Consider the following 26,927-nt stretch of genomic DNA (forward strand, 5'->3'; position numbering starts at 1 on the left):
GTTCAAAAACTTGTTACTCAAAACTCACCACAAAATTATTTTTTCTTTGCCGTAGCCTTTTTGGCAGGAGCTTTTTTAGCAGCAGGCTTTGCAGCTGCAGCCTTACCAAATCTGCCTTTTTTAGCATCTTTAGGCATAGCATCGGCCAAGGCTTTACATTCCTCATATGTTAAGGTTAGAGGATCTTTGTCTTTTGGTATTTTTACGTTTAGTTTGCCAAATTCAATATAAGGCCCCCAGCGGCCGTTCAATACTTTTACATCGGGGTCTTCGTCAAAAGCTTTGATCAGTTTTTCGGCATCCTTTTTACGTTTAGCTTCAATTAATTCGATGGCCTGTTCTTCAGTAACATCCAAAGGGTCAATTTCTTTTGGCAAGGAAACAAATGCACTATTATGGCTAATATAAGGGCCAAAACGACCAATAGCCACCTTCATAACCTTACCCTCATATTCGCCAACAACTTTAGGAAGTTTGAATAATTCAAGAGCTTCTTCCAGACTGATGGTTTCAATACTTTGACCATTACGCAAACTCGCATAAAGTGGTTTTTCGTCTTTGTTTTCTTCAGTTGTACTCTCACCAACCTGCACAAACGGGCCATAACGACCTATACGTACCGATATTTTTTTACCACTTTCCGGATGAGTGCCCAATTCACGCTCACCGGTAGCCTTATCGGCAGTTTCAATGGTGTCTTGTACCTCTTTATGAAAGGGGTTATAAAAATCATGGAGCATGTCTGTCCATTCTTTTAAGCCCTGGGCTATTTCGTCAAATTGTTTTTCAACGCTGGCAGTAAAATTAAAATCAACAATATCTTTAAAATACTGAACCAGGAAATCGTTTACAACGGCACCAATATCTGTAGGGAATAATTTACCACGTTCGGCACCAGTATTTTCCGTTTTATTTTCTTTTACGATAGAGTCGCCTTTTAAGGTTAATACTCTAAAAGCACGAACCTTTCCTTCACGCTCTTCTTTAACCACGTAACCACGGTTTTGAATGGTTGATATGGTAGGAGCGTAAGTTGACGGACGACCTATACCCAATTCTTCAAGTTTTTTAACCAGGCTTGCCTCCGTATATCTTGCAGGTGGGCGAGAGAAGCGTTCAGTTGCCGACATTTCTTGTAACGCCAAACGCTGACCTCTCGTTAAAGGCGGCAGCATAGCATTTTCACCATCCTGTGGCGTATCATCTTCTTCATCTTCAGATTCAAGGTATACTTTCAGGAAACCGTCGAACTTCATCACCTCGCCGTTAGCAGTCAATTCCTCTTTACGGGTTGATATACTGATCTTTGCAGTGGTTTTCTCAAACTGAGCTTCGCTCATTTGTGAAGCTATGGCACGTTTCCATATCAGTTCATACAAACGTTTTTCTGCCGATTCTCCATCAATAGTATGGTTGTTAAAATAGGTTGGCCTTATAGCTTCGTGCGCTTCTTGTGCACTTGCATTTTTGGTTTTGTATTTTCTGAGTTGATGATATTTGTCGCCATACGCAGATACAATCTCCTTTTGAGCTGCATCCAATGCTGTTTCCGATAAGTTTACCGAATCGGTACGCATGTAGGTTATATAACCGGATTCATACAGTCTTTGCGCTACCTGCATGGTACGTGCTACTGAATATCCTAATTTTCTGCTGGCTTCCTGCTGTAAAGTAGATGTGGTAAATGGAGCGGCAGGTGAACGCTTGGCAGGTTTTGTTTCTAAGGATCTTATATCAAAATCGGCACCAAGGCAATCATTTAAAAACTTTTCAGCATCTTCCTGCTGGCTGAAACGCTCGGCCAGCTCCGCCTTAAACGCGTCTTTACCTTTACCGAATATGGCTACTATTTTAAACGCAGCTTCCGACTTAAATTTATTTACTTCACGTTCGCGGTCAACAATTAACCTTACGGCTACAGATTGTACACGCCCAGCAGAAAGGGATGGCTTTACTTTTTTCCATAAAACAGGGGAAAGTTCAAAACCCACCAATCTGTCAAGCACGCGGCGAGCCTGTTGTGCATTAACAAGGTTATAATCTATTTTACGTGGAGTATCAATGGCCCGCAATATAGCAGGCTTGGTGATTTCGTGAAAAACAATACGTTTTGTTGTGGCATCTTTTAATCCAAGCGTTTCATACAAATGCCAGGATATGGCCTCACCCTCACGGTCCTCGTCCGATGCCAGCCAAACCATTTCTGCTTCTTTAGCTAACTTCTTTAATTCGCTTACTACCTGCTTTTTATCTGCCGGAACTTCATATTTTTGAGAGAAGTTATTTGCAGTGTCAATTGCATCTTCTGATTTTACCAGATCACGGATATGGCCGTAGCTCGACTTAACAGTAAATTCTTTACCAAGGTATCCTTCTATGGTCTTGGCTTTCGCCGGAGATTCAACAATCAGTAAATTTTTGGCCATTTAAGCAGTTATTTTTTGCAAATAAAACATAAAGAAAGGGAAACACAAATTTGTTTTCGGAAAAGCTTGCAATGTTCTCAAGTATACAGGCTAAAAAGCCCGACAAGTCTTTGCCGCAAAAATAGGATCGCAAAGCTTAATTGTCCTTAATACAAGTATTAAAGACAAAACTATCTACGCATTGATTCTAATTACATCAAGAAACCACCACCCAGCAGATCATTGCCTTCATAAAAAACGGCCGATTGGCCTGGTGCGATACCGGATACAGAATGATGAAAGTCAACTTTCATGTGTTCACCCATTTGTAGAATGGTGCTTTGTGTACCCGCATCTTTGTAGCGTATTTTGGTTATAGCTTCGATGGGTTCATTTATATTAGCGTATTTAACCAGGTTGAGGTTTTTAACCCAGGCCTGCTTACGTTCTAATTCATCAGCTGTGCCTAAAACAACGGTATTGGTATCGGGATTAATATTGGTAACAAACATTGGCTGCCCTAATGCTATACCTAAACCTTTACGCTGGCCTATTGTATAGAAGGGGTATCCTTGATGTTTGCCCACTACAGTGCCATCAGCGAGTACAAAATTGCCACCGGCAACACGTTCTTCCAGATCGCCAACTTTGTGTCTTAAAAAGGCTCTGTAATCGTTATCTGGTACGAAGCATATTTCATAGCTTTCGCTTTTACCCGCAAGTTCAACCTGGCCCATATCTAAAGCCATCTGCCTGATTTCGGGTTTTGAGAAACTACCTAAAGGAAACTTAGTGCGTGCCAGGTTTTGCTGCGATACACCCCAAAGTACATATGACTGATCCTTATTTTCGTCTTTACCTTTTGATATTACATAGCGACCATTATCCTGCAAACGGATGTTGGCATAATGCCCTGTAGCTATAAATTCACAATCAAGCTTATCGGCACGTTTTAAAAGCGCATCCCATTTAATATGGGTGTTACACAAAACGCATGGGTTAGGGGTGCGGCCTGCCAGATATTCGTCAACAAAGTTATCGATCACAAAATCGCCAAACTCATTCCGGATATCTAATATATAATGAGGGAAGCCATAACCTACAGCTAAAGCACGGGCATCATTAATACTATCCAAGCTGCAACAACCAGTTTCTTTTGAACTGCCGCCAGATGAGGCATAGTCCCAGGTTTTCATAGTAAGGCCAATAACTTCATAGCCCTGCTCATGCAGCATAACTGCTGCTACCGAACTATCAACGCCACCACTCATTGCTACTAAAATCCTGCCATGCTTACTCATAATGCTGCAAAGATACTTTTTTGATTTTTATGTTAACACGTTATTGGGTCAGCAGAGGGTAAAATGAAGTTATACTGTGGTGATTTAGGTATTAACCAATGGTTAATTTGATTTTATTTTCAGTTACTTACATAATTTATATAAAGTTTGAGTGCTTATCAATTAGTTTCGATAAGATCAATTAAACAATCAAAATTGGAACGATTCCTATTTATTATTTGATTAAAATGTTTGTTAATGTTTTATAACCGAAATATGATTTTTGAAGAAAAATGCATCCAAATCTTTAATAAAGGTTAATAAATTCCATTTTTCAAGACGTGTAGAAACAACACTAATTTCAATATAAAAAGGTTTTTTTTGCCAATCTTTTAAATAATAATTGTGCAATTGCCATTGTAAAAACTACGTGTGTTTTTTGTTAAAATAAATGCAAAAGTGTGTGACGCTATTGTAACATTGAGATTACAATTTAAATTTGCTATACCCTAATTAATTTAAAATGATCAACCAGTTAACATTAGAGCAAAAACTTCAAGGAGTGATTTTAGTGATTATTTGTTTTGTTGCAATAGCAAATTACGTGATCAAATAAGAAGTCTAACCCAAGCCAATGAGAGGAAATTTAAGGTGCTTTTTCAAGCACCTTTTTTTGTGGCATAATATAGGTTTGTTGTTATGGAGTGCGTGTTTGTCCGTTACCTTTCACTATCCATTTATAGCTGGTAAGTTCGTTAAGGCCCATTGGGCCGCGGGCATGAAGTTTTTGAGTGCTTATACCAATCTCAGCACCTAAGCCAAATTGTGCACCATCAGTAAAAGCTGTTGAAACATTTGCATAAACCGCTGCAGCATCTACATCATTTAAAAATGTAGCTATATGGTCAGCATTTTCTGATATAATAGCCTCACTGTGTTTAGAACTGTTTATGGCTATGTGTTCAAGAGCCTGTTTAAAATTATCAACGGTTTTAATAGCCATTTTCATGGATAAAAACTCGGTACCAAAATGTTGAGGTTCTGCTTTATGCAATAACTGATTCGGGTAGGTACTTTTTAAAGCCGCATAAGAGGTTTCGTCGGCAAATAATTCTACCTGCTTTTCTTTTAAGATATGTGTAAGTTGTGGCAAATCATTGATACGGGCGGAGTGTATAATTAAGCAATCGAGCGCATTACAAACACTAACCCGTCGTGTTTTGGCATTCTCGATGATCTGAGCACCTTTTTCTAAATCACCTGATTCATCAAAATAAGTATGGACAATACCTGCACCCGTTTCTATCACAGGTACTTTACTGTTTTCGCGCACAAAGTTTATTAATGACTGGCTTCCACGTGGAATTAATACATCCACATAGCCTACAGCATTTAGCAAGGCAGATGTAGCTTCTCTTTCAGCTGGCAAAAGTGTTACAATTCGGGTATCCAGGTTATGTTTGAGCAATACTTTATGTATAACCGAAATAATGGCCTGATTTGAAAAATCGGCATCACTGCCACCTTTTAAAATGCTGATATTCCCTGTTTTAAAACACAGAGCAAATACATCAAAAGTTACATTGGGCCGGGCCTCGTAAATAACACCTACAACACCCAATGGCACACTAATCTTAGTTATGGATAAGCCGTTAGGCATATTAGTTTCTGATAGCTGTTTTCCCAACGGACTATCAAGGCCTGCAACATTGACCATATCGGCCGCGATTGATTCAATTCTGGTTGGGGTAAGCTTCAACCTGTCATATTTAGGATCAGCAGGATCCATGCGATCAAGATCTTTCTGGTTTTCGGTCAGCAAATAATCTATCTGGTCAATTGCTGCTTCAGTTACATCCAGTAACACCTGATTTATTAAAGCAGGGGCGAGGGTTGGTTTTCTGCCTGCATCAATTGCATTTTGGAAATAAATATCGTAATTCATATGATGTTAACCCTGTAAATAAAGATAATCATAATGTACCAGGGGCTTCTGCTTTTTTTGCCCAACTCTTTCTTTGGCTTTATCAGCCCCGTATTCTGCAATACCTAAACCAACCGGTTTATTATTTTCGTCAATTAGCTTTATAATATCACCTTTTTTAAAGTCGGCTATTATTTGCATAATGCCTACCGGAAGCAAACTCGTGGCTTTGTTTGATATAAGAGCTGCTTTAGCACCATTGTTAACCTGCACAACACCTGTAGCTGATTTTTCTGAGTGTGCTATCCACTTCTTTTTACCGGATGCTATTTTATTAGGTACAAAACGGGTGTGGACAACCTTATTTTCCAATACATCGGTCAGGATATTATCACGTGTTCCGTTGGCTATATGTACAGCAATGCCAAGTTGAGCGGTTTTTTGCGACATGGTAGATTTGGTGATCATGCCACCACGGCCAAACTGTGAACGGCCTGATGAAACAAACTCAGCAAAATCAACAACTGATCCGCTTACTTCTTCAATTACAGTTGAACCCGGAGCTTTCGGATCTCCGTTATAAATACCATCTACATTGGTTAAAACTATAAGCGCCTGAGCATTCAGCATGGAAGCTATAAGCCCGGCCAGCTCATCGTTATCTGTAAACATTAGTTCAGTTACCGATACCACATCATTTTCATTAACAACGGGTATTACCTGGTGTTGCAGCAAAAGCTCAAGGCAGTTCTTCATATTCAGGTAGTGCATTCTATCCCTGAAATCTTCTTTGGTAACTAATACCTGCGAGCACAACATGTCAAAACGCTCAAAAAGGTTTGAGTAGGTATTGATCAATTTAACCTGACCAATAGAGGCCAGAAGCTGACGGGCAGCAATGGCATCATATTTTTCGGAGATGGTGATGAGGCTTCGGCCAGATGCCACCGCTCCTGAAGAAACTAAGATGACTTCTTTACCTTGTTTTTTTATAGCTGCGATTTGCCCAACCAAATGCTCAATACGTTGAAGATTGGGCAGGCCATTTTCTTGAGTGAAAACGTTCGATCCAATTTTTATAATAACGCGTTGATAATTGAAGGACATTTAAGTATGAAATTAAAAACTCAATATTACAAAAAAAACCGTCTATTAAGCATAGATTTAAATTGATTTTAAAGTAAAAATTTCATTTTTTGTTATTTTTAAATCATTTTGGATAAAAACAGATCAAAATATATTTTATAACTACCGATATAAGATTTTTTTTACTAAAAGAGCAGTGTTTTTAACTTTTTTTGTCTTTAAATATAATTTTCGTAGTGTTTTTTGTTCAAAAGTTGATTTTTTTATAGATCATATAACTTATCTATTTGGTATTCAGTTGTTTGGCTTTTGTTCTTTTGTTTCTACAAAAGTCTTATCAATGTAAAGCTTTCATTATTAATTTCTCACTTAGTTACATTTAAGTTTAAAAAAATGAAAAATGATTGCAGGGAATATTTTTTTTTATATTTTTGTCTACTAATTCTATAGAATTTATATCATTATTTTAAAATGGCTATACTTTACACCTTTGTTATGCGGCTGTCCACTGCCTGTTGTTGATGTTTTGATCCTACATCTATCAAAAACATTTAATCAACTCATTTAATATTACCACCACCAACCTTACTTCATGAAGATTTTTACAAATTCATTAAAATTCATTGTACTTTTTCTTACGCTTATTCCGGCAATCAGCTATGCCCAACTTAATGGCTCATACATTTTAAGCGGAAAAGTAAATGACGATCATGGCCAGCCTTTAGTTGGCACCACAGTTACCATAAAAGGAACTACAAACAAGGCAGCCACTGATAGCACCGGTAAATTCTCGTTAACTACAAGTGCTAAATTGCCTTATACACTGGTTTTTACGGCAGTCGGATTTCAGCCGCAAGAGTTTTTTATTAAAAATGCCAATAGCGCTTTAAACATCCAGCTTACATCTCAATCATTACTCATAAATGAAGTAGTAGTTACCGCATCCCGTAAGGAAGAAAAGCTTTTACGTTCGCCCGTAGCTATTGAAAAACTAAGCATCAACGCGTTAAAACAATCGCCTGGCCCAAGTTTCTATGATGCGCTTGAAAATGTTAAAGGCGTACAAATGACTACAACCAGTATAACGCTTAAAGTACCTAATACCCGTGGTTTCAACAGCCCAAACAACTTTAGGTTTATGCAGTTGGTTGATGGTGTGGATATGCAATCGGCCACTTTGGGGGTGCCGCTTGGTAATGCCATTGGCCCAACAGAGCTTGATATTGCCAGCATTGAAATTACCCCGGGTGCTGCAGCAGCATTATATGGTACAAATGCTATTAATGGTTTATCAAATCTTTTTACAAAAGATCCTTTTAAATACCAAGGCTTGAGTTTTTACCACCGGCAAGCGGTTAACCATGTTGGTAATGATGCCCTGGGTGCAAGCTCTCTTACAGAAGATGCCCTAAGATATGCCAAAGCTTTCAATGATAAATTTGCCTTTAAAGTTAACTTCAGTTATCTGCAGGGAACCGACTGGCAATCAAATACTCAAAAAGATCAAAACCCCGGTAATTTAAAAACTGCTAATCCGGCTTACCCTGAATTAACAGGAATAAGCAACGCGGCTTATGACGGCTGGAACAAATATGGTGACGATGCTCTTGCCGGTAGCAATACAGTGGTTGTGAAGGGAATAGTTGTAGATGGTGTGGCCAGGCCAAACCTTACCGTGGCCCGTACAGGTTATAATGAGGTTGACCTGGTTGATCCGCACGTAACTAACCTGAAACTGGATGGTACTTTATCATATAAAATAACACCAAACACTATATTATCTTATACCTATCGTTACGGTAGGATGGATGGTGTTTTTCAACGTGGTAACAAAATTTCTTTAGATGGTGCTACAGTTCAAAACCATAAAGTAGAATTAAAAGGTAAGGAGTTTTTAGTCAGAGCCTATGAATCTATCGAAAATACAGGTAATTCATTTAATGTTAAACCATTAGCCGATAACCTTGATCTGAACCATGCAAGTAACTCAGCATGGGGTACTTTGTTTGGAAATGCTCTTAAATCATACCCAGGCGGGGCGTTAACATCAGCCAACCTGGCAGCAGCAGAGCAATATGCTCGGGCTGCCGCTGATAAAGGAAGGGTAGAGCCCGGAACCCCTGCTTTTAACGATCTGCGTAAAACTATAATAGGTATTAACAACTGGGATATTAAATCAAGCCTTATACCTAATGCGCCTGTTACAGGTGGTGCCGCTTTGGTACAAAAGAGCCATATGTATAACGCTGAAGCTCAATGGGACCTGTCTGACAGGGTTAAAGTTGTTGATCTGTTAGTTGGTGGTGATGTAAGGGTTTACTCTATAATTCCTGATGGTAATAACTTTGTTGATTTTAGCCGCCCAATTGCCGACAGGAATACACCATTAGAGAACGGCAGTTTCGGTAATAATGTGATCTATAAAAAGTACGGAGCATTCACCCAGGTTACCAAAACCTTTTTTGATAACAAGTTAAAGTTGTTTGGTTCTGTTAGATGGGATTACAATCCTTATTTTGATCCTAAATTTACACCACGTTTAGCTGCGGTGTATTCTATTAATGAAAATCATAATTTCAGATTTACTTTCCAGAATGGTTACCGCTTCCCTTCATTGTTTGAAGCTTTATCATATGTAAATAACGGCCGTGTTAAACGCGTAGGAAGTCTGCCCTTCATCAACGATGGGTTGGGATACCTTGGAAACAGCTATACCCAAACATCTGTAGCTAATTTTAATGCTGCCGTAAACGCTGCTCCTGGCGCGGCAAGTGGTACCGATGCTACCGCCCTTGCTAACAGAAACCTACTTAAAGTAGCCGATTTGCCACCAGCAAGGCCTGAACAAATAACCTCATACGAAGTTGGTTATAAAGGCATAGTTGCCGATAACAAAGTATTTATTGATATAGATGCTTATGCCAACCGCTATAATGGCTTTTTAGGTCAAGTGCAGGTGTTTGTGCCAAATGGTGCAACAGTTGGTACCGATGCTGCTGTATTATCAATGCTTGATATTAACCGCGACCCAACAACAGGTACCGCTACCAATGCCGCAAGCCAGGGACAAAGCAGATACCGTGTTTACACCAATGCCAAAAACATTTATAATAACTATGGTTCCTCAGCAGGTATCAGTTACAATTTTTATAAAAGATATACCGTATCGGGCAACGTAAGCTTTAACAAGTTAAAAGCTCAATCGGCTTCTGATATATTTGTAACAGGCTTTAATACTCCGGAGTGGTCAGGTAACGTATCATTCGGTAACCGCGAAGTAGCTAAAAACCTTGGCTTTAACGTTGTGTATAAATGGCAGGAGTCATTTTTATGGGAAAGTCCTTTAGTTACAGGTACTGTACCGGCTATAGGCACTGTTGATGCACAGGTAACTTACCGGGTGCCACAATACTATGCTACCTTCAAATTAGGTGCAAGTAACATATTCAATAAACGCTACATTCAATATGCAGGTGGCCCAACTCTTGGCGGCTTATATTATGTTTCAGTTACTCTGGATGGTTTATTGAGTAACCAAAAACCTCAATAGCACTTTTTAATACGTTTTATATAGTTTTTTAAGCGAATGAGCACGATGCTCATTCGCTTTTTTGTTGGAGTAATGTTTATTAAAATGACAAAGCCGGTTAAAGTTAATTAACCGGCTTTGTTTGTATGATTTAAGTTTTTTAGTGCTGTTTTATTTCATGTAATCCACACTCTTTTTTAGATTGGTCTTCCCACCACCAACGACCGGCCCTGAAATCTTCGCCTTCCGCAACAGCACGGGTGCAGGGAGCACAGCCAATACTTGGAAAGCCTTGGTCATGCAGTGAATTGTAGGGGATGTTATACTGCTTAACGTAAGCCTTAACCTCATCTAATGTCCAGTTAAAAATAGGATGGAACTTTACCAGTTGGTTTTGTTCGTCCCATTCCACGTTTTCCATATCATGCCTGTTAATAGACTGATCTGCACGGATACCGGTTATCCATACCTTATTGCCTTTTAAAGCTCTTTTTAAAGGCTCTATCTTGCGGATTCCACAACACTCCTTACGATTCTCAACTGATTCATAAAAGCTATTAGGACCTTTTTTATTCACCATATCAGCCACCAGATCCTGATTCGGGAAGTAGGCATGTATAGGCTGCTTATACCTGTCCATGGTGCTGCTCCATACAGAGTAGGTCTCGCGGAAAAGCCTGCCTGTTTCCAGCGTGAAAACTTTTATAGGCAGTTTATTTGCAAATATCATATGGCTGATAACTTGATCTTCCCAGCCAAAACTTGTTGAAAATACAATCTCGCCAGGAAACAACTCTGCCAGTTCTGTTAATGCTTCTACAGGCCCAACACCCGCTGTTATGTCTTTTATATGTTTAACTACTTCGCTCATTTTAAAAAACCTTTGTAATAAAGGCAATTATAGATTTTAGGCTTACCAGTATAACGATTATCGCAACTGAAACCATAATTGTTTTTGTTGATATTTTATTGGAAATGCGGGCCGCTATAGGTGCGGCCAACGCGCTACCCAATATTAAACCCGCTACTGCCTGCCAATGGTCACTGCTTACCATAGTGATAAAGGTTATAGAACCCATAATGGCAACAAAAAAACGCGACAACTTTACAGTACCTAATGAAAATCGTGGACTACGCCCACCGGCTATTAATGTTGATAGTACGATTGAACCCCAACCGCCTCCGCCTACAGCGTCAATAAAACCACCGCCTAAGCCAAGCAGTGAAATTCGTTTTACCTTATCGGCCGATTTTTTACGCTTGATCTTAAATGCTTTTCTTAATATAACTATACCTAATATTAACGTATATAACGATACTACTGGTTTGGTATATTGACTGTAATGTTCTAATGAAGATAACAGGTAAGCGCCGGTTACAGCGCCAACAATTCCTGGGACTACCAATAGCTTAAATAACTTCCAGTTGATGTTACCCATCCGGTAATGCATCCAACCAGCTATACCACAACTCATTATTTCTGAAAGGTGCACACCCATACTGGCTGATGCAGGCGGGATACCCATTGACAGCGAAAAAGTTGTAGAAGTAACCCCGTATGACATGCCGATGGCACCATCAATCATGGCAAATACAAAGCCGGCACCTAAAAAGTAATAAAAGATAGGATCTATACCGGTTACAAAACTTTTAAATCCCGGCTCTTTTAAATAAAGAGCAGTAACAACTACGACAATTGAAATAATAATTGTTGACCATATTAGCCAGATAAAGTTTTTGTTTATCGTTAATTTGGGTTCAACCAATACCGAAGTTACACTGTTAAGCTTTTTTACTTTATCGGTAAAGTCGCCGTTTAATGTGTTTCTTAATTCACTCATTTGTTGCAACGTAATATCAAGTTCATCAGGAAGCCCATCGCTCAAAACTTCTTTTAAACGCTTAGCTATGGTTGGTGATTTTCCGTTGGTAGATATAGCCAGTTTTAGATCACCCTTTTGAACTATAGATGCGAGGTAAAAATCGCATAGCTCGGGTTTGTCAGCAACGTTAATGAGCAGTTTGCGATCATGCGCTGCCTGGCGTATATAAATATTCAGGTCACTATCGTTAGTTGCAGCTATAACTACTTCGGCATTGTTCAGATCGTCGTCTGTAAATGATTTCTGAACAATGGTTAAGCCATCATGAAGAGCTGCCAATTCATGTATCTCCGGCAAAAAATCGCGGGATATAGCAGTTACCTTTGCTTCGTTACTGTTATTTAAAATTGCTGAAAGTTTTTCTAAACCTACATTACCACCGCCAATAAGCACAGTATGCAAGTTGTTCAGTTTCAAAAATACAGGAAACAACTGATTGCCTCCGTTTTCTTTATGCTGAATGTTAGTTAAACTGCTATCCTTGGGCAATAATGTCATAAAAAAATCTTGATAAGCTCAAATTGTGCAGCAATATTATTTCTCTGAACAATTTATTATTTGATTGGCAAGTTATTGTACCAGCGCCTCTCTCTTTGTTTTACTCTTGTTTAAAAACTCTGTAGCCTCTGCCAAGTAAGCAGTAGCAAATTCTTCAGATGGTTCATGCTGATTGATTTGTAAAACCAGGTCATTAAAGCTGCCCTGAATATCAAATTCGCCCTTTTCTACATAATTGGCATCAAACTCACGAATAACCGCAGCTTGTGTGCTGGTGTTAATACTCTTATCTAACAGTAATGCTTTTGCTGAGCTTAACAGGGTATTATAAGAATGATAAATTGCATCGGCCCAGGCACCTGCCTCGAACGATTGATTTGCCCAGCCTAACTTTTCTTCCGCTTCATATAATAATGTAGCAACAAGGTCAATTATTACGCCAGCACACTCACCAACGCCAATAGCGCTTACATAAGTTTCCTGATGGCCCCAGTCAACAAATTCATCGTCGGTTAGGGTGGTCAAATCGGCAAGAGGTTTTAGTAACCGATAAAAATAGTCTTTTCCTTGTCTGTCATAATAGGCATGGTATGTTTCTTCTTCTATCGAAAACTCTTTATAATCATCTAACAAGGCTCTTAAAACATCGGTAGCTCTTTTTGAAGGCACTTTAATGACTCTGTCGGCAGCGCGGCCAATACCGTGGCCAACAGTACCGCCGCCCAACATCACCTGTACTGACGGAAGCACTTTTGTACCGGCTTTCAGTGAACTGCCATGAAAACCGATATGAGCTAAACCATGCTGACCGCATGAGTTCATACAACCGCTTATTTTTATCTTGATATCACGGTTATAAATAAAATCTTCATACTCGTTGTATATCAAATCTTCCAATACACGGGCCATTGTCATACTGTTAGAAATGCCCAAATTACAGGTATCAGTTCCAGGGCAGGTTGTTACATCGGCAACACTGTCAAAACCCGGAGCTGCAAGTTCCAATTTAGCTAAACCCTCATATAAAGCCGGCAATGCTTCTTTACGGACAAATTTTAATAATAGCCCTTGGTTTTGCGTAATACGAATTTCGTCAGCAACCAAAGGTTGTAAAACTTTAACCAGCTCACGGGCTGTGCCTGTTGAAATATCACCTACAGGCACTTTAATATATACACCGAAATACCCTTTTTGCTTTTGCTCAAACACATTGGTGGCTAACCATTGCTCGTACCTGAAAGGATTGCTTATATTAACTTCAGCGTAAGTGGTTTGTTCAGGAATAGCCGGAAGGGGAACGGTATCGCGGTTAATAGGGTAGCTTTTAACCTTAATTGCTTTTTGTTCAATTTTAGCAAGACGTAAAACCTCTTCAAGTCCAATTTTTTGGATCAGATATTTTAAACGGGCTTTATTACGGTTAGTGCGCTCGCCATAACGGTCAAATACCCTGATAATAGCTTCTATATATGGTATTAGTTTATCTTCTGGTAAAAACTCTTCTACAATACTGGCCAATATGGGTTGGGCACCAAGACCTCCACCTAACAGCACTTTAAAACCACGTTCGTTGTTATTATTTATTTTAGGAATTACACCAATATCATGCACGTAAGAAAATGCAGTATCTGCATCACTTGATGAAAATGAGATCTTGAATTTACGACCCATTTCCTGGCAAATAGGATTACGTAAAAAATACTCAAATGTAGCATGAGCATAAGGAGATACATCAAATGGTTCCAGAGGATCTATGCCAGAGGTAGGAGAGGCTGTTACATTCCTCACTGTGTTACCACAAGCTTCGCGTAGGGTGATATCATCCTGCTCAAGTTTGGCCCAAAGTTCAGGAGTACGATCAAGGCTAACATAGTGTATCTGAATATCTTGCCGGGTAGTTAAGTGTAAATTACCACTTCCATACTCGTCAGATATATCGGCAATGCGCAAAAGCTGTTTGAAGGTTACTTTACCAAATGGTAATTTAATACGCACCATTTGTACACCTGGCTGACGTTGTCCGTAAATTCCACGGGCAAGGCGTAAGCTTCTGAATTTTTCATCGTGTATTTTACCTTCACGAAAAGCTCTGATCTTTTTTTCAAGATCAATGATGTCTTTTTCAATTATCGGGTTCTCCAGTTCCGTTCTGAAGCTTTGCATATGGTGTAGTTTTATTTGTTATAAAAAAGCCTCTTCGGCTTAGGCTAAAGAGGCGTATGTGGTTAATACAAAAATTATAGCCTTGTTTTATTCTCTTTCACGCGGTAACACAAGGCAATCTTGTATTCAATATTTTCGCTGTAAAAAACATTCATTTACCAAATATATATATAGTATAGGGAAATGGTAGAATTTAAGTGAAAAAAAACTGGTTTTTACAGTTTGATGAGATTTTTTTCAGCAAAATTAGGGATGGATGAGCGACTGTTCCCTGGAAATGATATCAGCTATACTGGTTTCGCTTAGTATTTTTAAAGTAGCATCACGTACATCAACAAACACATCTCTTATGCCGCAGGTTGTTTCCTGGTGGCATTCATCACACTTGTGGTAAAAGTTAAGACTGGCACAAGGTACCATAGCAATAGGGCCATCAGTTATACGCATGATACTTACCAGGAAGATCTCTTTCGGATCGCGGTTAAGACTGTAGCCGCCACCTGCTCCCTTTTTGCTATATAGGAAACCGGCATTACGTAAATCCAGTAATATCTGTTCAAGGAATTTTTTGGGAATGCGTTCAGCCTCGGCAATTTTTGAAATTTGCATAGGTGGTTGATCAATGTTCTTGCCCAGGATCACCAATGCTTTAATAGCGTACTTAGTTTTTTTGGATAGCATTTTCTAAAATAAAACTAACAAAGGTAAACAAGAATTTTTGTTAATTATAACTAAAAATATCGAGTAATACTATAGATTACAAATACACTATCATATTTATCGCTTATCGGAGTGTCCAAGGCTTTTATCTGGGTTCACTTGGTCACGTATTAATTGCTTTAATTCTTTTATTTCGGGGAAGCGGCTCTGCTCTTTACGGTCAAATAGTACCATACCATCAACGCTAATGGCATATTTGCCGCTTGTTTCGCTGGGGTGTAACATTACACCATGAATATCATCAGTAAAAGTGTTGAGGAGTTCTTGTGCCATGTAGGCTGCCCGCAGCATCCAATTACATTTGGGGCAATATTCAATGGTTATGGTCGGTTTCATTTATTTTATACTAAAAATCTTTCTTCTTGATGAGTACTTAATACATTTAAGGTATCGCCAATAGAGATAACACCTGAACCTTTATGTACCAGATTTTGCCCAAACATGATTTTTTTATCCTTTAACCGATAAGAAGCCAAAGTTTTTAATGGCTCTTTTGCTTTTACGGCAGTTTGTTGATTGATGGTTGTAAGCACACAGCGGGCACATAGCTTAGCTCCATAAAAGTCAATACCGGCAATTTTAATATGGTTCATCAGGTCTTCTTCAAAAGGATGCCCTCCTGTAAAAACAATGTTGGGTCTGAACCTGTCCATGGGTAATGATTCCGGAAGCCTGCTATTAAGATCATTAAGAGAACCCTGCCCAATAAGCAGGAACGGATAGGCATCCGAAAAAGAGGTAATCATCCCTGGCTGCGCATATCGCTGATCAACCTCCCGGTGGGTTTCCTCGGGCATATGAATAAGTCGGCACTTTAAACTCATTGCTTTGCTAAACCATGTATCGAGTTCTGAGCTTACAAATACTCCGGTGCAAGTATCTTCCCAAATAGCTATTTCCTGCTTAATTTGATTGTTGTGTTTAAAAGGTACAATAACAGAACCATTTGTAGGATGGCTAACCAATAAACCGTCAATTTCAACCTGTACTTTAAATAAAGCCATTTGTGGATGTTCTCTCTGCGTTAAGAAGTTATTTTGTTCATCAACCAGCATCCAACGTCGGTCGTGTTTCAAACCACGGTCTGTAACAACGGCGTTATTAAGCGCTATGCCACCTAATGACTTAATGGGATAAATATACAGGGAACTAACTGTAAGCATGGGTATGATATATGCGTAGGGATAAAAATAGAAAAATGATGTTATATATCTGAAACTGGATAAAAAATCAATTTATAACAAGTTTCCACAATCGATTGAATTTTATCTCTGTCTTCATTGCTTTAGTTAATTTTAATTGATATTATTGTTTATCCAATTAAGAAACCAACCTTAAATTAACCTTTAATATTATTAAATTATGCCATTAAACAATGTAAACGGCAAAGCTAAGGCTAATAATACTTATGATGCGATAGTTATTGGTTCGGGTATAAGCGGCGGATGGGCTGCCAAAGAACTTACCGAAAAAGGTCTGAAAACTATCATGCTTGAACGGGGTCGAAATTTTGAGCATATTAAAGACTACAAAACAGCCAATAATAATCCCTGGGATATGGAGCACCGCGGCAGCGCCTCGCAGGCACAACGTAAAGTTAGGCCAGTAATATCTCGTGGTTGGGGAGCTTATGAGCCCATAATGGATTACTGGACAAATGAACAGGATGCACCTTATACAGAAATTAAACCATTTAATTGGTGGCGATCATATCAATTAGGCGGTCGCTCTATTTTATGGGGAAGGCAAAGTTACCGTTGGAGCGATCATGATTTTGAAGCAAATGCAAAAGATGGCTGGGCTATTGACTGGCCTATACGTTATAAAGATCTGGCACCATGGTATGATCATGTAGAGAAATTTGCTGGCATAAGCGGATCTCTTGAAGGCTTAGAGCAATTGCCCGATGGCCATTATTTGCCCCCAATGGATATGAATTGTGTTGAAAAGGACGTTGCTGAAAGGCTAAAGAAGAATTACAACAATACAAGGCATATGATCATTGGCCGTTCGGCTAATTTAACTGCTGCTATTCCAGGTCGAACAAAGTGTCAGTTCAGGAACAGGTGTTGGGAGGGATGCCCCTTTGGCGGTTATTTTAGTACACAATCATCAACCTTACCAGCTGCTTTGGCCACGGGTAATTTAACAGTCAGACCTTACTCTATAGTAACCAAAATACTTTACGACAAGGATACCCAAAAAGCAAAGGGTGTTGAAATACTTGATGCCGAAACTAATCAAACCTATGAATATTACGCTAAGATTGTTTTTGTAAATGCATCCGCGTTAAATAGCGCCTGGGTGCTCATGAACTCAGCTACCGACATATGGCCCGGAGGCTTGGGCAGCAGTAGTGGCGAGCTGGGGCATAATATTATGGATCATCATTATAACCTGGGTGCATCAGGCACCGTTGAGGGCTTTGAGGATAAATACTACTATGGTCGCAGGGCAAATGGTATTTATGTGGTAAGGTTTGCGAATTTGTTTGGTGATAAACGCGATTACCTGCGTGGTTTTGGTTATCAGGGATCGGCAAGCCGTACTGGCTGGAGCCGTGAGATCGCGGAGTTAAATATAGGCGCACAATATAAAGACGCCATAACTGAACCTGGTGGATGGCAGATGGGTATAGGTGGCTTTGGTGAGCTATTACCTTATCATGAAAATAAAATAACCCTTGATAAAGACCGTAAGGATAAGTGGGGATTACCTATTTTAGCAATGGATGCCGAGATAAAGGAGAACGAAAAGAAAATGCGGATAGACATTATTAAAGAAGCTAAAGAAATGCTGGAAAGCGCAGGCGTTAAAAATGTAAAAACACACGATAGAGGGCATAACGTAGGTGATGGCATACATGAAATGGGTACAGCAAGAATGGGCCGCGATCCTAAAACGTCTGTTTTAAATGCCCATAACCAGGTATGGGATGCCAAGAATGTATTTTGTACAGATGGCGCAGCCATGACCTCATCGGCATGCCAAAACCCATCTTTAACTTATATGGCCCTAACGGCTCGTGCCGCGAATTTTGCTGTAGAGGAATTGAAAAAAGGAAACATATAAAAACTATCTAACTATGAAAAAAATAAGCCTTGTATTAATAATTTGTTTTTTGACAGCCATATATGGTGTTCAAGCCTGGGCCAAGGCCAAGCCCAAAGTACTTGTTTTTAGTAAAACGGCAGCATTTCATCACAAATCCATAGCAGTGGGAGTGCCTGCTATCATAAAATTAGGACAGGAAAATAGTTTTGATGTTGATACTACAACCAACTCCGAAAAGTTTACAGCCGATAATTTAAAACAATACGCTGCAGTCGTATTTTTAAGTACAACCGGCGATGTATTAAACGACGCTCAGCAAACAGCATTTGAACAATATGTAAAAGCGGGCGGTGGTTTTGTAGGTGTGCACGCTGCTACCGATACAGAATACGACTGGCCATGGTACGGTAAATTGGTTGGCGCTTATTTCAAAAGCCATCCTAAGCAACAGGAAGCTACCCTCAATGTGGTTGATCGTAGCTTTATTGCCACAAAGCATTTACCCGAAACATGGAAAAGGTGGGATGAATGGTATAATTATAAATGGATAGCCGATGATCTGCATGTACTGATCAAGATAGATGAAAAAAGCTATACTGGAGGAGAAAATGGAGATAATCATCCAATGAGCTGGTACCACGAGTTTGATGGCGGTCGTTCATTTTATACCGAACTTGGCCACACAGATGAATCATATACCGATCCCCTGTATTTAAAGCATCTGCTGGGTGGTATACAATATGCTATTGGTAAAAAGAAATAAAAGACTTCTATAATCTTAAAACAGAAAAGCCAGTAAAAACCGGCTTTTCTGTTTTAAGATCTTTAATTAATTATGCGTGTTGTATCGCATGTTTAAGGGCGGCGTTATGTTTGTATCTAAATACAAAAGGGAAAATTACCGCAATTACCAATGCATAAGCTGCAAACGTAAGCCAGATGCCATGCCAGTTTTTACTTTGATCGGGCATGGTGAAAAACTTATCAATAATATATCCGCTACCAATACTTCCAAAAAAGGCGCCAAATCCGTTTACCATCATCATGAAAAGCCCCTGTGCACTGGCTCTTATCTCCGGAGTAGTCTGAGTCTCCACAAATAAGGAGCCCGAAATATTAAAGAAATCAAAGGCCATACCATATACAATGCAGGAGCAAATGATCATCCAAAGGCCACTGGCAGGATCGCCAAAGGCAAATAAGCCAAATCGTAACACCCAGGCCAGCATACTAAATAGCATTACATATTTGATACCAAACCTGCGCAGGAAGAATGGGATAGCCAGGATAAACAAGGTTTCAGACACTTGGGATATAGACATGATGATAGCAGGATATTTTACAGCTATTGTATCTTTATAAGCCGGCACATTGGCAAAATCATGTATATAAGTATCGCCATAAGCATTAGTAAGCTGAAGGGCTGCTCCCAACAATAGTGAAAAGGCAAAAAATATAGCAAACTTAGGTACTTTAAATAAAGTAAAGGCCTTTAAACCCAACTGCTCAACAAATGATTTATGAGCCACTTTGCCCAAAAGGGGAGGCGCCTTGGGTAATGTGAACGAATAAACTCCCAATGCAAGGGCCATAGCAGATGCAATATAAAATTGATTGGCTGAGGTTTCGTTATGGGTAAGACTTACGGTCCACAATGCCGCAATAAAACCAATCGTTCCCCATATACGAATAGGTGGATAGTCTTTTACAATGTCCTTATTGCTGTTTTTTAAAGCTGAATAAGCTACGGTTATGGATAATGAAAGAGTTGGCATATAAAAAACCATATTCAATAGCATCACCCAGAAAAAGGTAAATGGATTGGTTACCATTGGGAGCGAAAATAAGGTCATTGCTCCTAAAATATGCATCACACCGTACAGCTTTTCGGCATTAACAAAGCGGTCGGCAATAATTCCTGTAAGGGCAGGCATAAAGATTGCTGAGATGCCCATGGTTGAAAAAATAGCTCCAAAGTGCTCCCCCGACCAATGTTTATTCTGAAACCAGTATACGGCGATAGTGAGCAACCAGCTTCCCCATATAAAAAATTGCATGAAATTCATCAGTATTAAGCGGAACTTAATATTCATATGAGTGGCTTGTTTAAATAAATTTGATCAGTATTAAATTAAAGGTGGAAAGTAGTGAAATAAATGTAAACCCTAAAGCTCTAAAAAACAGAATTTGGTAAAATTGAATACGTTATGAAATCTGTTAAAAATCAATATCCTCAAAATATTAAAGAGAAATCTTGCCTTGTTAAGAATGCCGTCTTTACAAATAATATCAGATTTCTCTTCGGATAAGGTGGAGAGAAGTTTTTAATCCTCAAATTATAATAGTCAGGATGCTTTTCGTTTATTCAATTCATCCCTAATCTTAGCCGCTTTTTCATATGATTCTTCGGCTAATGCTTCCTGAAGTTTTGTTTTAAGTTCATCAATACTTAATGATGAAAAACCGCTTCCTACAGCTGTACCAACTGTTTTTTCTTCGGTTGTTTCATTTATGTTTTCAAGATAAACAAAATCGTTTCCTTCAATAACAATACCCGCAGTTGAAAGTATAAACTCGTAAGTGAAAATAGGGCAGTCAAACCTTACAGCCACTGCAATGGCATCAGATGTACGGGCATCTATCTCTACCGATCTTTTGCCATCACTGCATATTAGCTTGGAGTAAAATATGCCGTCGACCAGGTTATAGATAATGATCTCCTGTACTTCTATCTGGTATGCCTGAGCAAAACTCTTGAATAAGTCATGCGTTAACGGGCGACTTGGAGTCATTTTTTCTATTTCGATAGCAATTGCCTGCGCCTCAAAGCTACCTATAATAATGGGGAGCCTGCGGCGTCCGCTTACCTCGCCCAAAACTAAAGCATAAGCACCTGATTGTGTCTGACTGTAAGATAGCCCTACAATATCAAGCTTAATTTTTTTCATGTTGTTACCCATCTCACCTAATTATTTTATGCTGAAGCTTTATATTCTTTAACGGCTGCTATTAATTTAGGCACAACTTCAAATGCATCACCAACAATACCATAGTCGGCAACTTTAAAAAATGGAGCTTCTGGGTCTTTATTGATCACCACAATAACTTTTGATGAACTTATACCTGCCAGGTGCTGTATTGCGCCTGATATACCTATTGCAATATACAAATTTGGACTAACAGCAATACCTGTTTGTCCAACATGTTCACTATGCGGGCGCCAACCGGCATCAGAAACGGGTTTGGAGCATGCTGTAGCTGCCCCGAGCAATTCGGCCAGTTCTTGTATCATGCCCCAATTCTCCGGACCTTTCAGCCCCCTTCCTCCCGAAACAACGATCTCGGCATCGGGTAATGATACTTTATCAGTTGATCTCACTATCTCTTTGATCATAGCCTTAAAGTCTGACTCTTTTGTTTCGGCTGTAAAATCTTCAACTTGTGCAGTGCCACCAGTTTCGGTAACCTTATATGAGTTAGGTACCAGGGCAATAACTTTATTTGTTGATGTTAATTCAACCATGGCAAAGGCTTTACCAGAGAATGCAGTTTTTTTAACAGTAAACTTACCATTGTTTTGTTCGGGCAACGCCACAGCGCCATCTGCAACACCAGCATCAAGTTTTACCCCTAATCTTGGGGCAAGTCCGCGGCCGGAAAATGTGTTAGATAACACTACTATGTTGGCATCTTGCTTTTTAGCTGCTTCGGCAATGATGGAAGCATAGGCCTGATTAATAAAGTTTTTAAGCTTTTCGCCCGAAACGTTAAGTACTTTTTCGGCCCCATATTTACCTAAAGCGGCTAATTCGGCAGCGTCAACGTCGCCAATGGAAATGGCTACAAGGTTAGTGTTGTTTTGATCGGCAATGGCCCGGGCATAGGTAACAGCTTCAAAAATTGACTTTTTGAATTTACCGCCAGCATTTTCCGTATATATTAAAACTGACATATTTGTTTGTTTCGTGAATCGGATTTATGTTTAATTATATAACACGAGCTTCGGTGTGTAACAGCTCAACCAATTTCGCTGTGTCATCAGCTGCAACCAGTTTTACTTGTCCTCGCGGGGCAGGTGTTTCATAACTTATTATTTCTGAAAATGTTTTTACCTCAACAGGCTCAACTACTGCCAACGGTTTAGTACGAGCTGACATGATGCCGCGCATATTTGGTATTTTGGGTTCGGCAACACCTTCGGCAGTGCCTGCTACAAAAGGGTAGGGAATAGTCAGGATCTCTTTACCGCCTTCAATTTCGCGTTCAACTGTTGCATCGCTGTCTGCCGCATCCAATTTTTTAATAATAGATACAGAAGGTATATCCAACAATTCGCCAAGCATACCTGCTACTTTCGAACCATTGTAATCTATCGATTCACGACCTGTTAAAATCAAATCAAACGGATTAGCTTTTGCATATTGGGCTATCTGGTAAGCTACATACCAGGCATCATGTGGTTTAGCATTTATTCGCACTGCATCAGTTGCGCCAATAGCCAGGGCCTTACGAATAGTGGCCTCTGTAGTTACTTCACCAACGTTTATAACAGTTACAGATCCTTTCCCATTGTCAGTAAGCTCGATAGCGCGTGAAAGCGCGATTTCGTCATAAGGGTTTAGGATAAATTGAACACCGTTTGTATTAAATTGGGTGTTATTGTCAGTAAAGGTTATTTTTGTGGTGGTATCAGGAACATTACTTACACATACCAGGATCTTCATATCAATAGGTTTTTGCAAATTTAATTAAAAAAGGTAGAGTTTAAAATGGAGTTGAGCAGATTGGATAAGCTATTAGAATTTATAAAGAATGAACCGAATGACGAGTTTTTAAAATACGCTCTCGCCACCGAATATCTGCGTCTAAATCAGGTAGATAAGGCATTGTATTATTATGAAGATTTAATTGCGAACCACCCCGGTTATGTAGGCACTTATTATCATTTAGGTAAGTTATATGAAGCCCTGAACCGCAAACAGGACGCCATTACCACCTATGAAAACGGCATGAAAGTGACTAAGGAGAAGCGGGATAATCATGCTTTTTCAGAATTACAAGCAGTTTACAGGCAAGCTGTTGGTATTGAAGAAGACGATGATGACTATTGATATAGTTCATGGTCAACCGTTCATAGTTTATTCATCATTAAACTATTTATTTATCACTATGAACAATGAATTATTAACTATGAACTAATTAATGAAAAAACGCCATCTTCTATTTCTTCGTGATGTTTTTATTTATACGTTCACAGCATTTGGCGGCCCGCAGGCACATATAGCTGTATTACTGCGCGAGTTTGTTGAAAAAAGAAATTATATAAGCGAAGAAGAGCTGATGGAGCTTAACGCGCTTTCACAGGTATTGCCAGGTCCCTCATCAACTCAAACTTTGGTTGGCATAGCCTGGAAAGTTGGAGGCTTACGATTAGCATTGATCACCTTTTTAATTTGGATACTGCCTTCGGCTGCCATCATGGGGCTGGCTGCCATAAGTTATAAAATGTTTGCAAATCAGGCCAAGTTTGCCCATGTGATCACTTATATACAACCCATGGCTGTGGGCATTGTGGCTTACGCTACTTATACTTTCGCCAGTCGTTTTTTAAAAACCAGGGTTAGTATGATGTTGGCTATCGGATCGCTTATTTCCACGCTTATTTTACAGAATGCATATGCTTTTCCATTGTTGGTTTTATTAGGTGGCATTATTTCATCGGCGATGGAAACCCAGCCACAGGAAAATGAGCTGCGTGTTAAATTATACTCCAACGTAAATCCTAATAAAGTTGCTTACTTTATTGGAATCTTACTGTTTTTTGCCGCCTTAGGTGCTATCATAAATCAAACATCACCCTTTAGTTTGCCCATACGTTTGTTTGAGAATTTTTACCGTAACGGCATATTGATATTTGGTGGCGGACAGGTAATGGTACCCTTAATGTACACAGAATTTGTTGAGGTTAAGCATTATCTCAGTAATTCAGAGTTTTTGTCGGGATATGCTTTGCAGCAGGCTTTGCCTGGGCCTACGTTCTCTTTTACCTCCTTTTTAGGTGGGATCACTTTAGGTAATAAAGGTTTTGGTATTGGTGGCCAGATAATTGGCAGTCTTGTAGCGGTGATAGGTGTTAACACCCCCGGCTTGATATTGATCTTATTTATTGTGCCATTTTGGGAAGATCTTAAAAAAATCACCCGTATCAAAAACTCATTGAGCGGCATTAACGCTGTGGCAGTAGGTTTTATGGCCACGGCTTTTATTTTGCTTGTAAAACCATTTGGTGGTAACTGGATAGCCTACGCTTTAATGGTAGGTACTTTCGGGCTACTGCATTTTACCAAAATAAAAACCCCGATCATCATCATCATCGGGGTTTTGTTGGGGATATTTTTTTAGCCCCCCGACCCCCTAAAGGGGGAGTATTTTTGATTTGCATGGTTCTAAAATTAAAAAAGTCAGCTTCAAAAAGCCGACTCTTTTAATGAATAAGATTTTTAAAGCTCCCTCTTTAGGGGGTCGGGGGGCTAAAAAGGTGGTTCGTCATCAATATCATCCATTCTTGATGGGCGAATAATGAAATTGCTTTGTTTTTCAAAATCTTGGGATGGCGCAAGGCCCGAAAAAGCGTTGCCTGCAGCAGGAGGGAAGCCCTGCATATCCTCTTCGAGATTGGCAAACTTTACATATTTACCTACGAATTTCAATCGTACGGTACCTGTTTCACCGTTACGGTGTTTAGCTATAATTACTTCACCAACGTTATTTGTTGGATTACCATCTTCATCTTCTGTTAAGCCATAATATTCAGGACGGTAAAGGAATAGTACCATATCTGCATCCTGCTCAATAGAACCAGACTCACGTAAATCTGAAAGCATTGGCCTTTTAGAGTTACCTGGCCTGGTTTCTACAGCACGGCTCAATTGCGACAGGGCAATCACAGGTACGTTAAGCTCTTTTGCTACTGATTTTAATGCCCTTGATATACTACCAATTTCCTGCTCACGGTTACCACCGCCTGCTTTTCCTTCACCCTTCCCATGCATCAATTGTAAGTAGTCAATGATGATGAGTTGAATATCATGCTGAGATTTTAAACGACGGCATTTGGCTCTGAACTCAAAAATATTCAGGGCAGGAGTATCGTCGATAATTAGTGTAGCTTGTTCAAGTCTGCCTATCTTGGAGTGTATTTGCTGCCATTCCCACTCTTCCAGAGTTCCTTTACGAATCTTTTCCTGTTCAATTTCGGTTTCACCAGATATCAGACGATTTACTAACTGAACAGACGACATCTCGAGCGAGAACACCACAACCGGCTTATCAAAATCAACCGCCGCGTTACGCGCACAGCTTAATACGAAGGCCGTTTTACCCATCGCCGGACGTGCGGCAATGATCACTAAGTCTGATTTTTGCCAACCGGATGTCATACGGTCAAGGTTGGTGAAACCTGAAGGTACCCCGGTAAGACCGTCCTTTTTATCTTTAAGCGCTTCAATATCTTTTAATGCCTCATGTACCAGATCGTCCATTTTACGCGCATCGCGACGCAGGTTACTCTGAGCAATCTCAAAAAGATTTTTTTCGGCCTTGTCAAGCAGGTCAAGCACATCAGAAGTATCTTCATAAGCACTTTGAATAACCTCAGTTGATATGCGGATCAATTCACGTTGAATGAATTTTTGAATAATGATACGTGCGTGAAACTCAATATTGGCAGCAGATGCCACGCGGCTGGTAAGCTCAGTAATATAATATGCACCGCCAATCATTTCCAGTTCACCTTGTTTGCGTAATTCGGCAGTAACTGTCAGGATATCAACCGGAGAAGATTTTTCAAATAGTTGCTTTATTGCGGCAAATATTTTCTGATGGTTGTCGCGATAAAAAACTTCGGGCTTTAAAACATCTATAACAGATGATAGCGCGTCTTTTTCGAGCATGAGAGCACCTAAAACAGCTTCTTCCAAATCCGTTGCTTGGGGCGGAAGTTTCCCAAGTCCGGAATAGGGATTTGGTGCTGTGAATCGGCTTCGGCGGTCGTTGGTATTGGGTTTGTTTTGTAGGCTGTCGTTCTCGAAATTCATAAGGCAACAAAAATATACAAAATAACTTTTGAATTGTTTAGTAAAGCGCTAACACCTGTTTTTGTGGTTTAACTCAAACATTAACAACCATATAATTTTGAGTATTTATAATTAACAGTTTGTGTTAACTATAACTCCGTAATTAACACACTGTGTTGATAAAGTGTTAATATCCTAATTTAACTATTGTAAATCAATAATTTATAACAATGTTAATAAACTCAGCAAATGTTAATTATTTAGATAGAACCCAAACGCTGCTTCAGTTCAATAAGTGCTTAATCAATTA

20 protein-coding genes are annotated in these 26,927 nt (G+C 39.4%); 5 read left to right on the forward strand and 15 right to left on the reverse strand.

Going from position 1 to position 26,927, the window contains the following annotated elements; translation table 11 throughout:
• Positions 1–35 precede the first annotated feature (35 nt).
• From topA to proB, 4 genes are all read right to left on the reverse strand, one after another.
• Entirely contained in the window at positions 36–2,426 is a 2,391-nt protein-coding gene (gene topA / locus QWZ01_RS05960; RefSeq protein ID WP_290322371.1) for a type I DNA topoisomerase, read from the reverse strand.
• A gap of 191 nt (positions 2,427–2,617) precedes the next feature.
• Entirely contained in the window at positions 2,618–3,706 is a 1,089-nt protein-coding gene (gene mnmA, locus QWZ01_RS05965) for a tRNA 2-thiouridine(34) synthase MnmA (protein ID WP_290322372.1), read from the reverse strand.
• A gap of 676 nt (positions 3,707–4,382) precedes the next feature.
• On the reverse strand, positions 4,383–5,630 hold the full coding sequence (locus QWZ01_RS05970) for a glutamate-5-semialdehyde dehydrogenase (RefSeq protein WP_290322373.1): 1,248 nt from the start codon (positions 5,628–5,630) through the stop codon (positions 4,383–4,385).
• Between the two features lie 6 nt (positions 5,631–5,636).
• Positions 5,637–6,716 carry a glutamate 5-kinase gene (proB, locus tag QWZ01_RS05975; RefSeq protein WP_290322374.1) on the reverse strand — a complete coding sequence of 360 codons (1,080 nt, stop codon included), beginning with the start codon at positions 6,714–6,716 and terminating at the stop codon, positions 5,637–5,639.
• Positions 6,717–7,287: 571 nt separating this feature from the next.
• On the opposite strand from proB, the gene QWZ01_RS05980 reads away from it, so the two are divergent.
• Positions 7,288–10,245, forward strand: a complete 2,958-nt coding sequence (locus QWZ01_RS05980) for a TonB-dependent receptor (RefSeq protein ID WP_290322375.1) — start codon at positions 7,288–7,290, stop codon at positions 10,243–10,245.
• A 139-nt stretch (positions 10,246–10,384) separates the two neighbouring features.
• Here QWZ01_RS05980 and QWZ01_RS05985 read toward each other — a convergent pair whose 3' ends face one another.
• The 6 genes from QWZ01_RS05985 to QWZ01_RS06010 all read right to left on the reverse strand — a co-directional run bounded on the left by QWZ01_RS05985 (position 10,385) and on the right by QWZ01_RS06010 (position 16,651).
• Positions 10,385–11,095 (reverse strand): phosphoadenylyl-sulfate reductase, encoded by a 711-nt coding sequence (locus tag QWZ01_RS05985; RefSeq protein WP_290322376.1) that lies wholly within the window; start codon positions 11,093–11,095, stop codon positions 10,385–10,387.
• 1 nt (position 11,096) lies between these two features.
• Entirely contained in the window at positions 11,097–12,605 is a 1,509-nt protein-coding gene (locus QWZ01_RS05990) for a TSUP family transporter (RefSeq protein ID WP_290322377.1), read from the reverse strand.
• A 72-nt stretch (positions 12,606–12,677) separates the two neighbouring features.
• Entirely contained in the window at positions 12,678–14,768 is a 2,091-nt protein-coding gene (locus tag QWZ01_RS05995) for a nitrite/sulfite reductase (protein WP_290322378.1), read from the reverse strand.
• Positions 14,769–15,014: 246 nt separating this feature from the next.
• Positions 15,015–15,449, reverse strand: a complete 435-nt coding sequence (locus QWZ01_RS06000) for an RrF2 family transcriptional regulator (protein WP_290322379.1) — start codon at positions 15,447–15,449, stop codon at positions 15,015–15,017.
• A 96-nt stretch (positions 15,450–15,545) separates the two neighbouring features.
• The gene (locus tag QWZ01_RS06005; RefSeq protein WP_290322380.1) at positions 15,546–15,824 is read right to left on the reverse strand and encodes an Rdx family protein; all 279 of its coding nucleotides are present in this window, start codon (positions 15,822–15,824) and stop codon (positions 15,546–15,548) included.
• 5 nt (positions 15,825–15,829) lie between these two features.
• Entirely contained in the window at positions 15,830–16,651 is an 822-nt protein-coding gene (locus QWZ01_RS06010; protein ID WP_290322381.1) for an MOSC domain-containing protein, read from the reverse strand.
• 199 nt (positions 16,652–16,850) lie between these two features.
• Between QWZ01_RS06010 and QWZ01_RS06015 the strand changes: the two genes are divergently transcribed.
• Both QWZ01_RS06015 and QWZ01_RS06020 read left to right on the forward strand, forming a co-directional pair.
• Positions 16,851–18,560 carry a GMC oxidoreductase gene (locus tag QWZ01_RS06015; protein WP_290322382.1) on the forward strand — a complete coding sequence of 570 codons (1,710 nt, stop codon included), beginning with the start codon at positions 16,851–16,853 and terminating at the stop codon, positions 18,558–18,560.
• Between the two features lie 13 nt (positions 18,561–18,573).
• The gene (locus tag QWZ01_RS06020) at positions 18,574–19,305 is read left to right on the forward strand and encodes a ThuA domain-containing protein (protein WP_290322383.1); all 732 of its coding nucleotides are present in this window, start codon (positions 18,574–18,576) and stop codon (positions 19,303–19,305) included.
• 70 nt (positions 19,306–19,375) lie between these two features.
• Here QWZ01_RS06020 and QWZ01_RS06025 read toward each other — a convergent pair whose 3' ends face one another.
• From QWZ01_RS06025 to QWZ01_RS06040, 4 genes are all read right to left on the reverse strand, one after another.
• On the reverse strand, positions 19,376–20,635 hold the full coding sequence (locus tag QWZ01_RS06025) for a nucleoside permease (RefSeq protein ID WP_290322384.1): 1,260 nt from the start codon (positions 20,633–20,635) through the stop codon (positions 19,376–19,378).
• Positions 20,636–20,887: 252 nt separating this feature from the next.
• Entirely contained in the window at positions 20,888–21,490 is a 603-nt protein-coding gene (locus tag QWZ01_RS06030; RefSeq protein ID WP_290322385.1) for a bifunctional nuclease family protein, read from the reverse strand.
• A 26-nt stretch (positions 21,491–21,516) separates the two neighbouring features.
• Positions 21,517–22,494, reverse strand: coding sequence for an electron transfer flavoprotein subunit alpha/FixB family protein (locus QWZ01_RS06035; RefSeq protein ID WP_290322386.1), 978 nt, complete (start codon positions 22,492–22,494; stop codon positions 21,517–21,519).
• 34 nt (positions 22,495–22,528) lie between these two features.
• Positions 22,529–23,266, reverse strand: a complete 738-nt coding sequence (locus tag QWZ01_RS06040) for an electron transfer flavoprotein subunit beta/FixA family protein (RefSeq protein ID WP_290322387.1) — start codon at positions 23,264–23,266, stop codon at positions 22,529–22,531.
• Positions 23,267–23,311: 45 nt separating this feature from the next.
• Here QWZ01_RS06040 and QWZ01_RS06045 point away from each other — a divergent pair, with 45 nt between their 5' ends.
• Positions 23,312–23,653 (forward strand): tetratricopeptide repeat protein, encoded by a 342-nt coding sequence (locus QWZ01_RS06045; RefSeq protein WP_290322388.1) that lies wholly within the window; start codon positions 23,312–23,314, stop codon positions 23,651–23,653.
• 91 nt (positions 23,654–23,744) lie between these two features.
• Positions 23,745–24,944 (forward strand): chromate efflux transporter, encoded by a 1,200-nt coding sequence (gene chrA / locus QWZ01_RS06050; RefSeq protein WP_290322389.1) that lies wholly within the window; start codon positions 23,745–23,747, stop codon positions 24,942–24,944.
• 128 nt (positions 24,945–25,072) lie between these two features.
• Here the strand turns inward: chrA and dnaB are convergent, their stop codons facing one another.
• On the reverse strand, positions 25,073–26,638 hold the full coding sequence (gene dnaB / locus QWZ01_RS06055) for a replicative DNA helicase (protein ID WP_290322391.1): 1,566 nt from the start codon (positions 26,636–26,638) through the stop codon (positions 25,073–25,075).
• Positions 26,639–26,927 lie beyond the last annotated feature (289 nt).

The organism is Mucilaginibacter aquaedulcis, assembly GCF_030409325.1.
Lineage (GTDB): Bacteria > Bacteroidota > Bacteroidia > Sphingobacteriales > Sphingobacteriaceae > Mucilaginibacter > Mucilaginibacter aquaedulcis.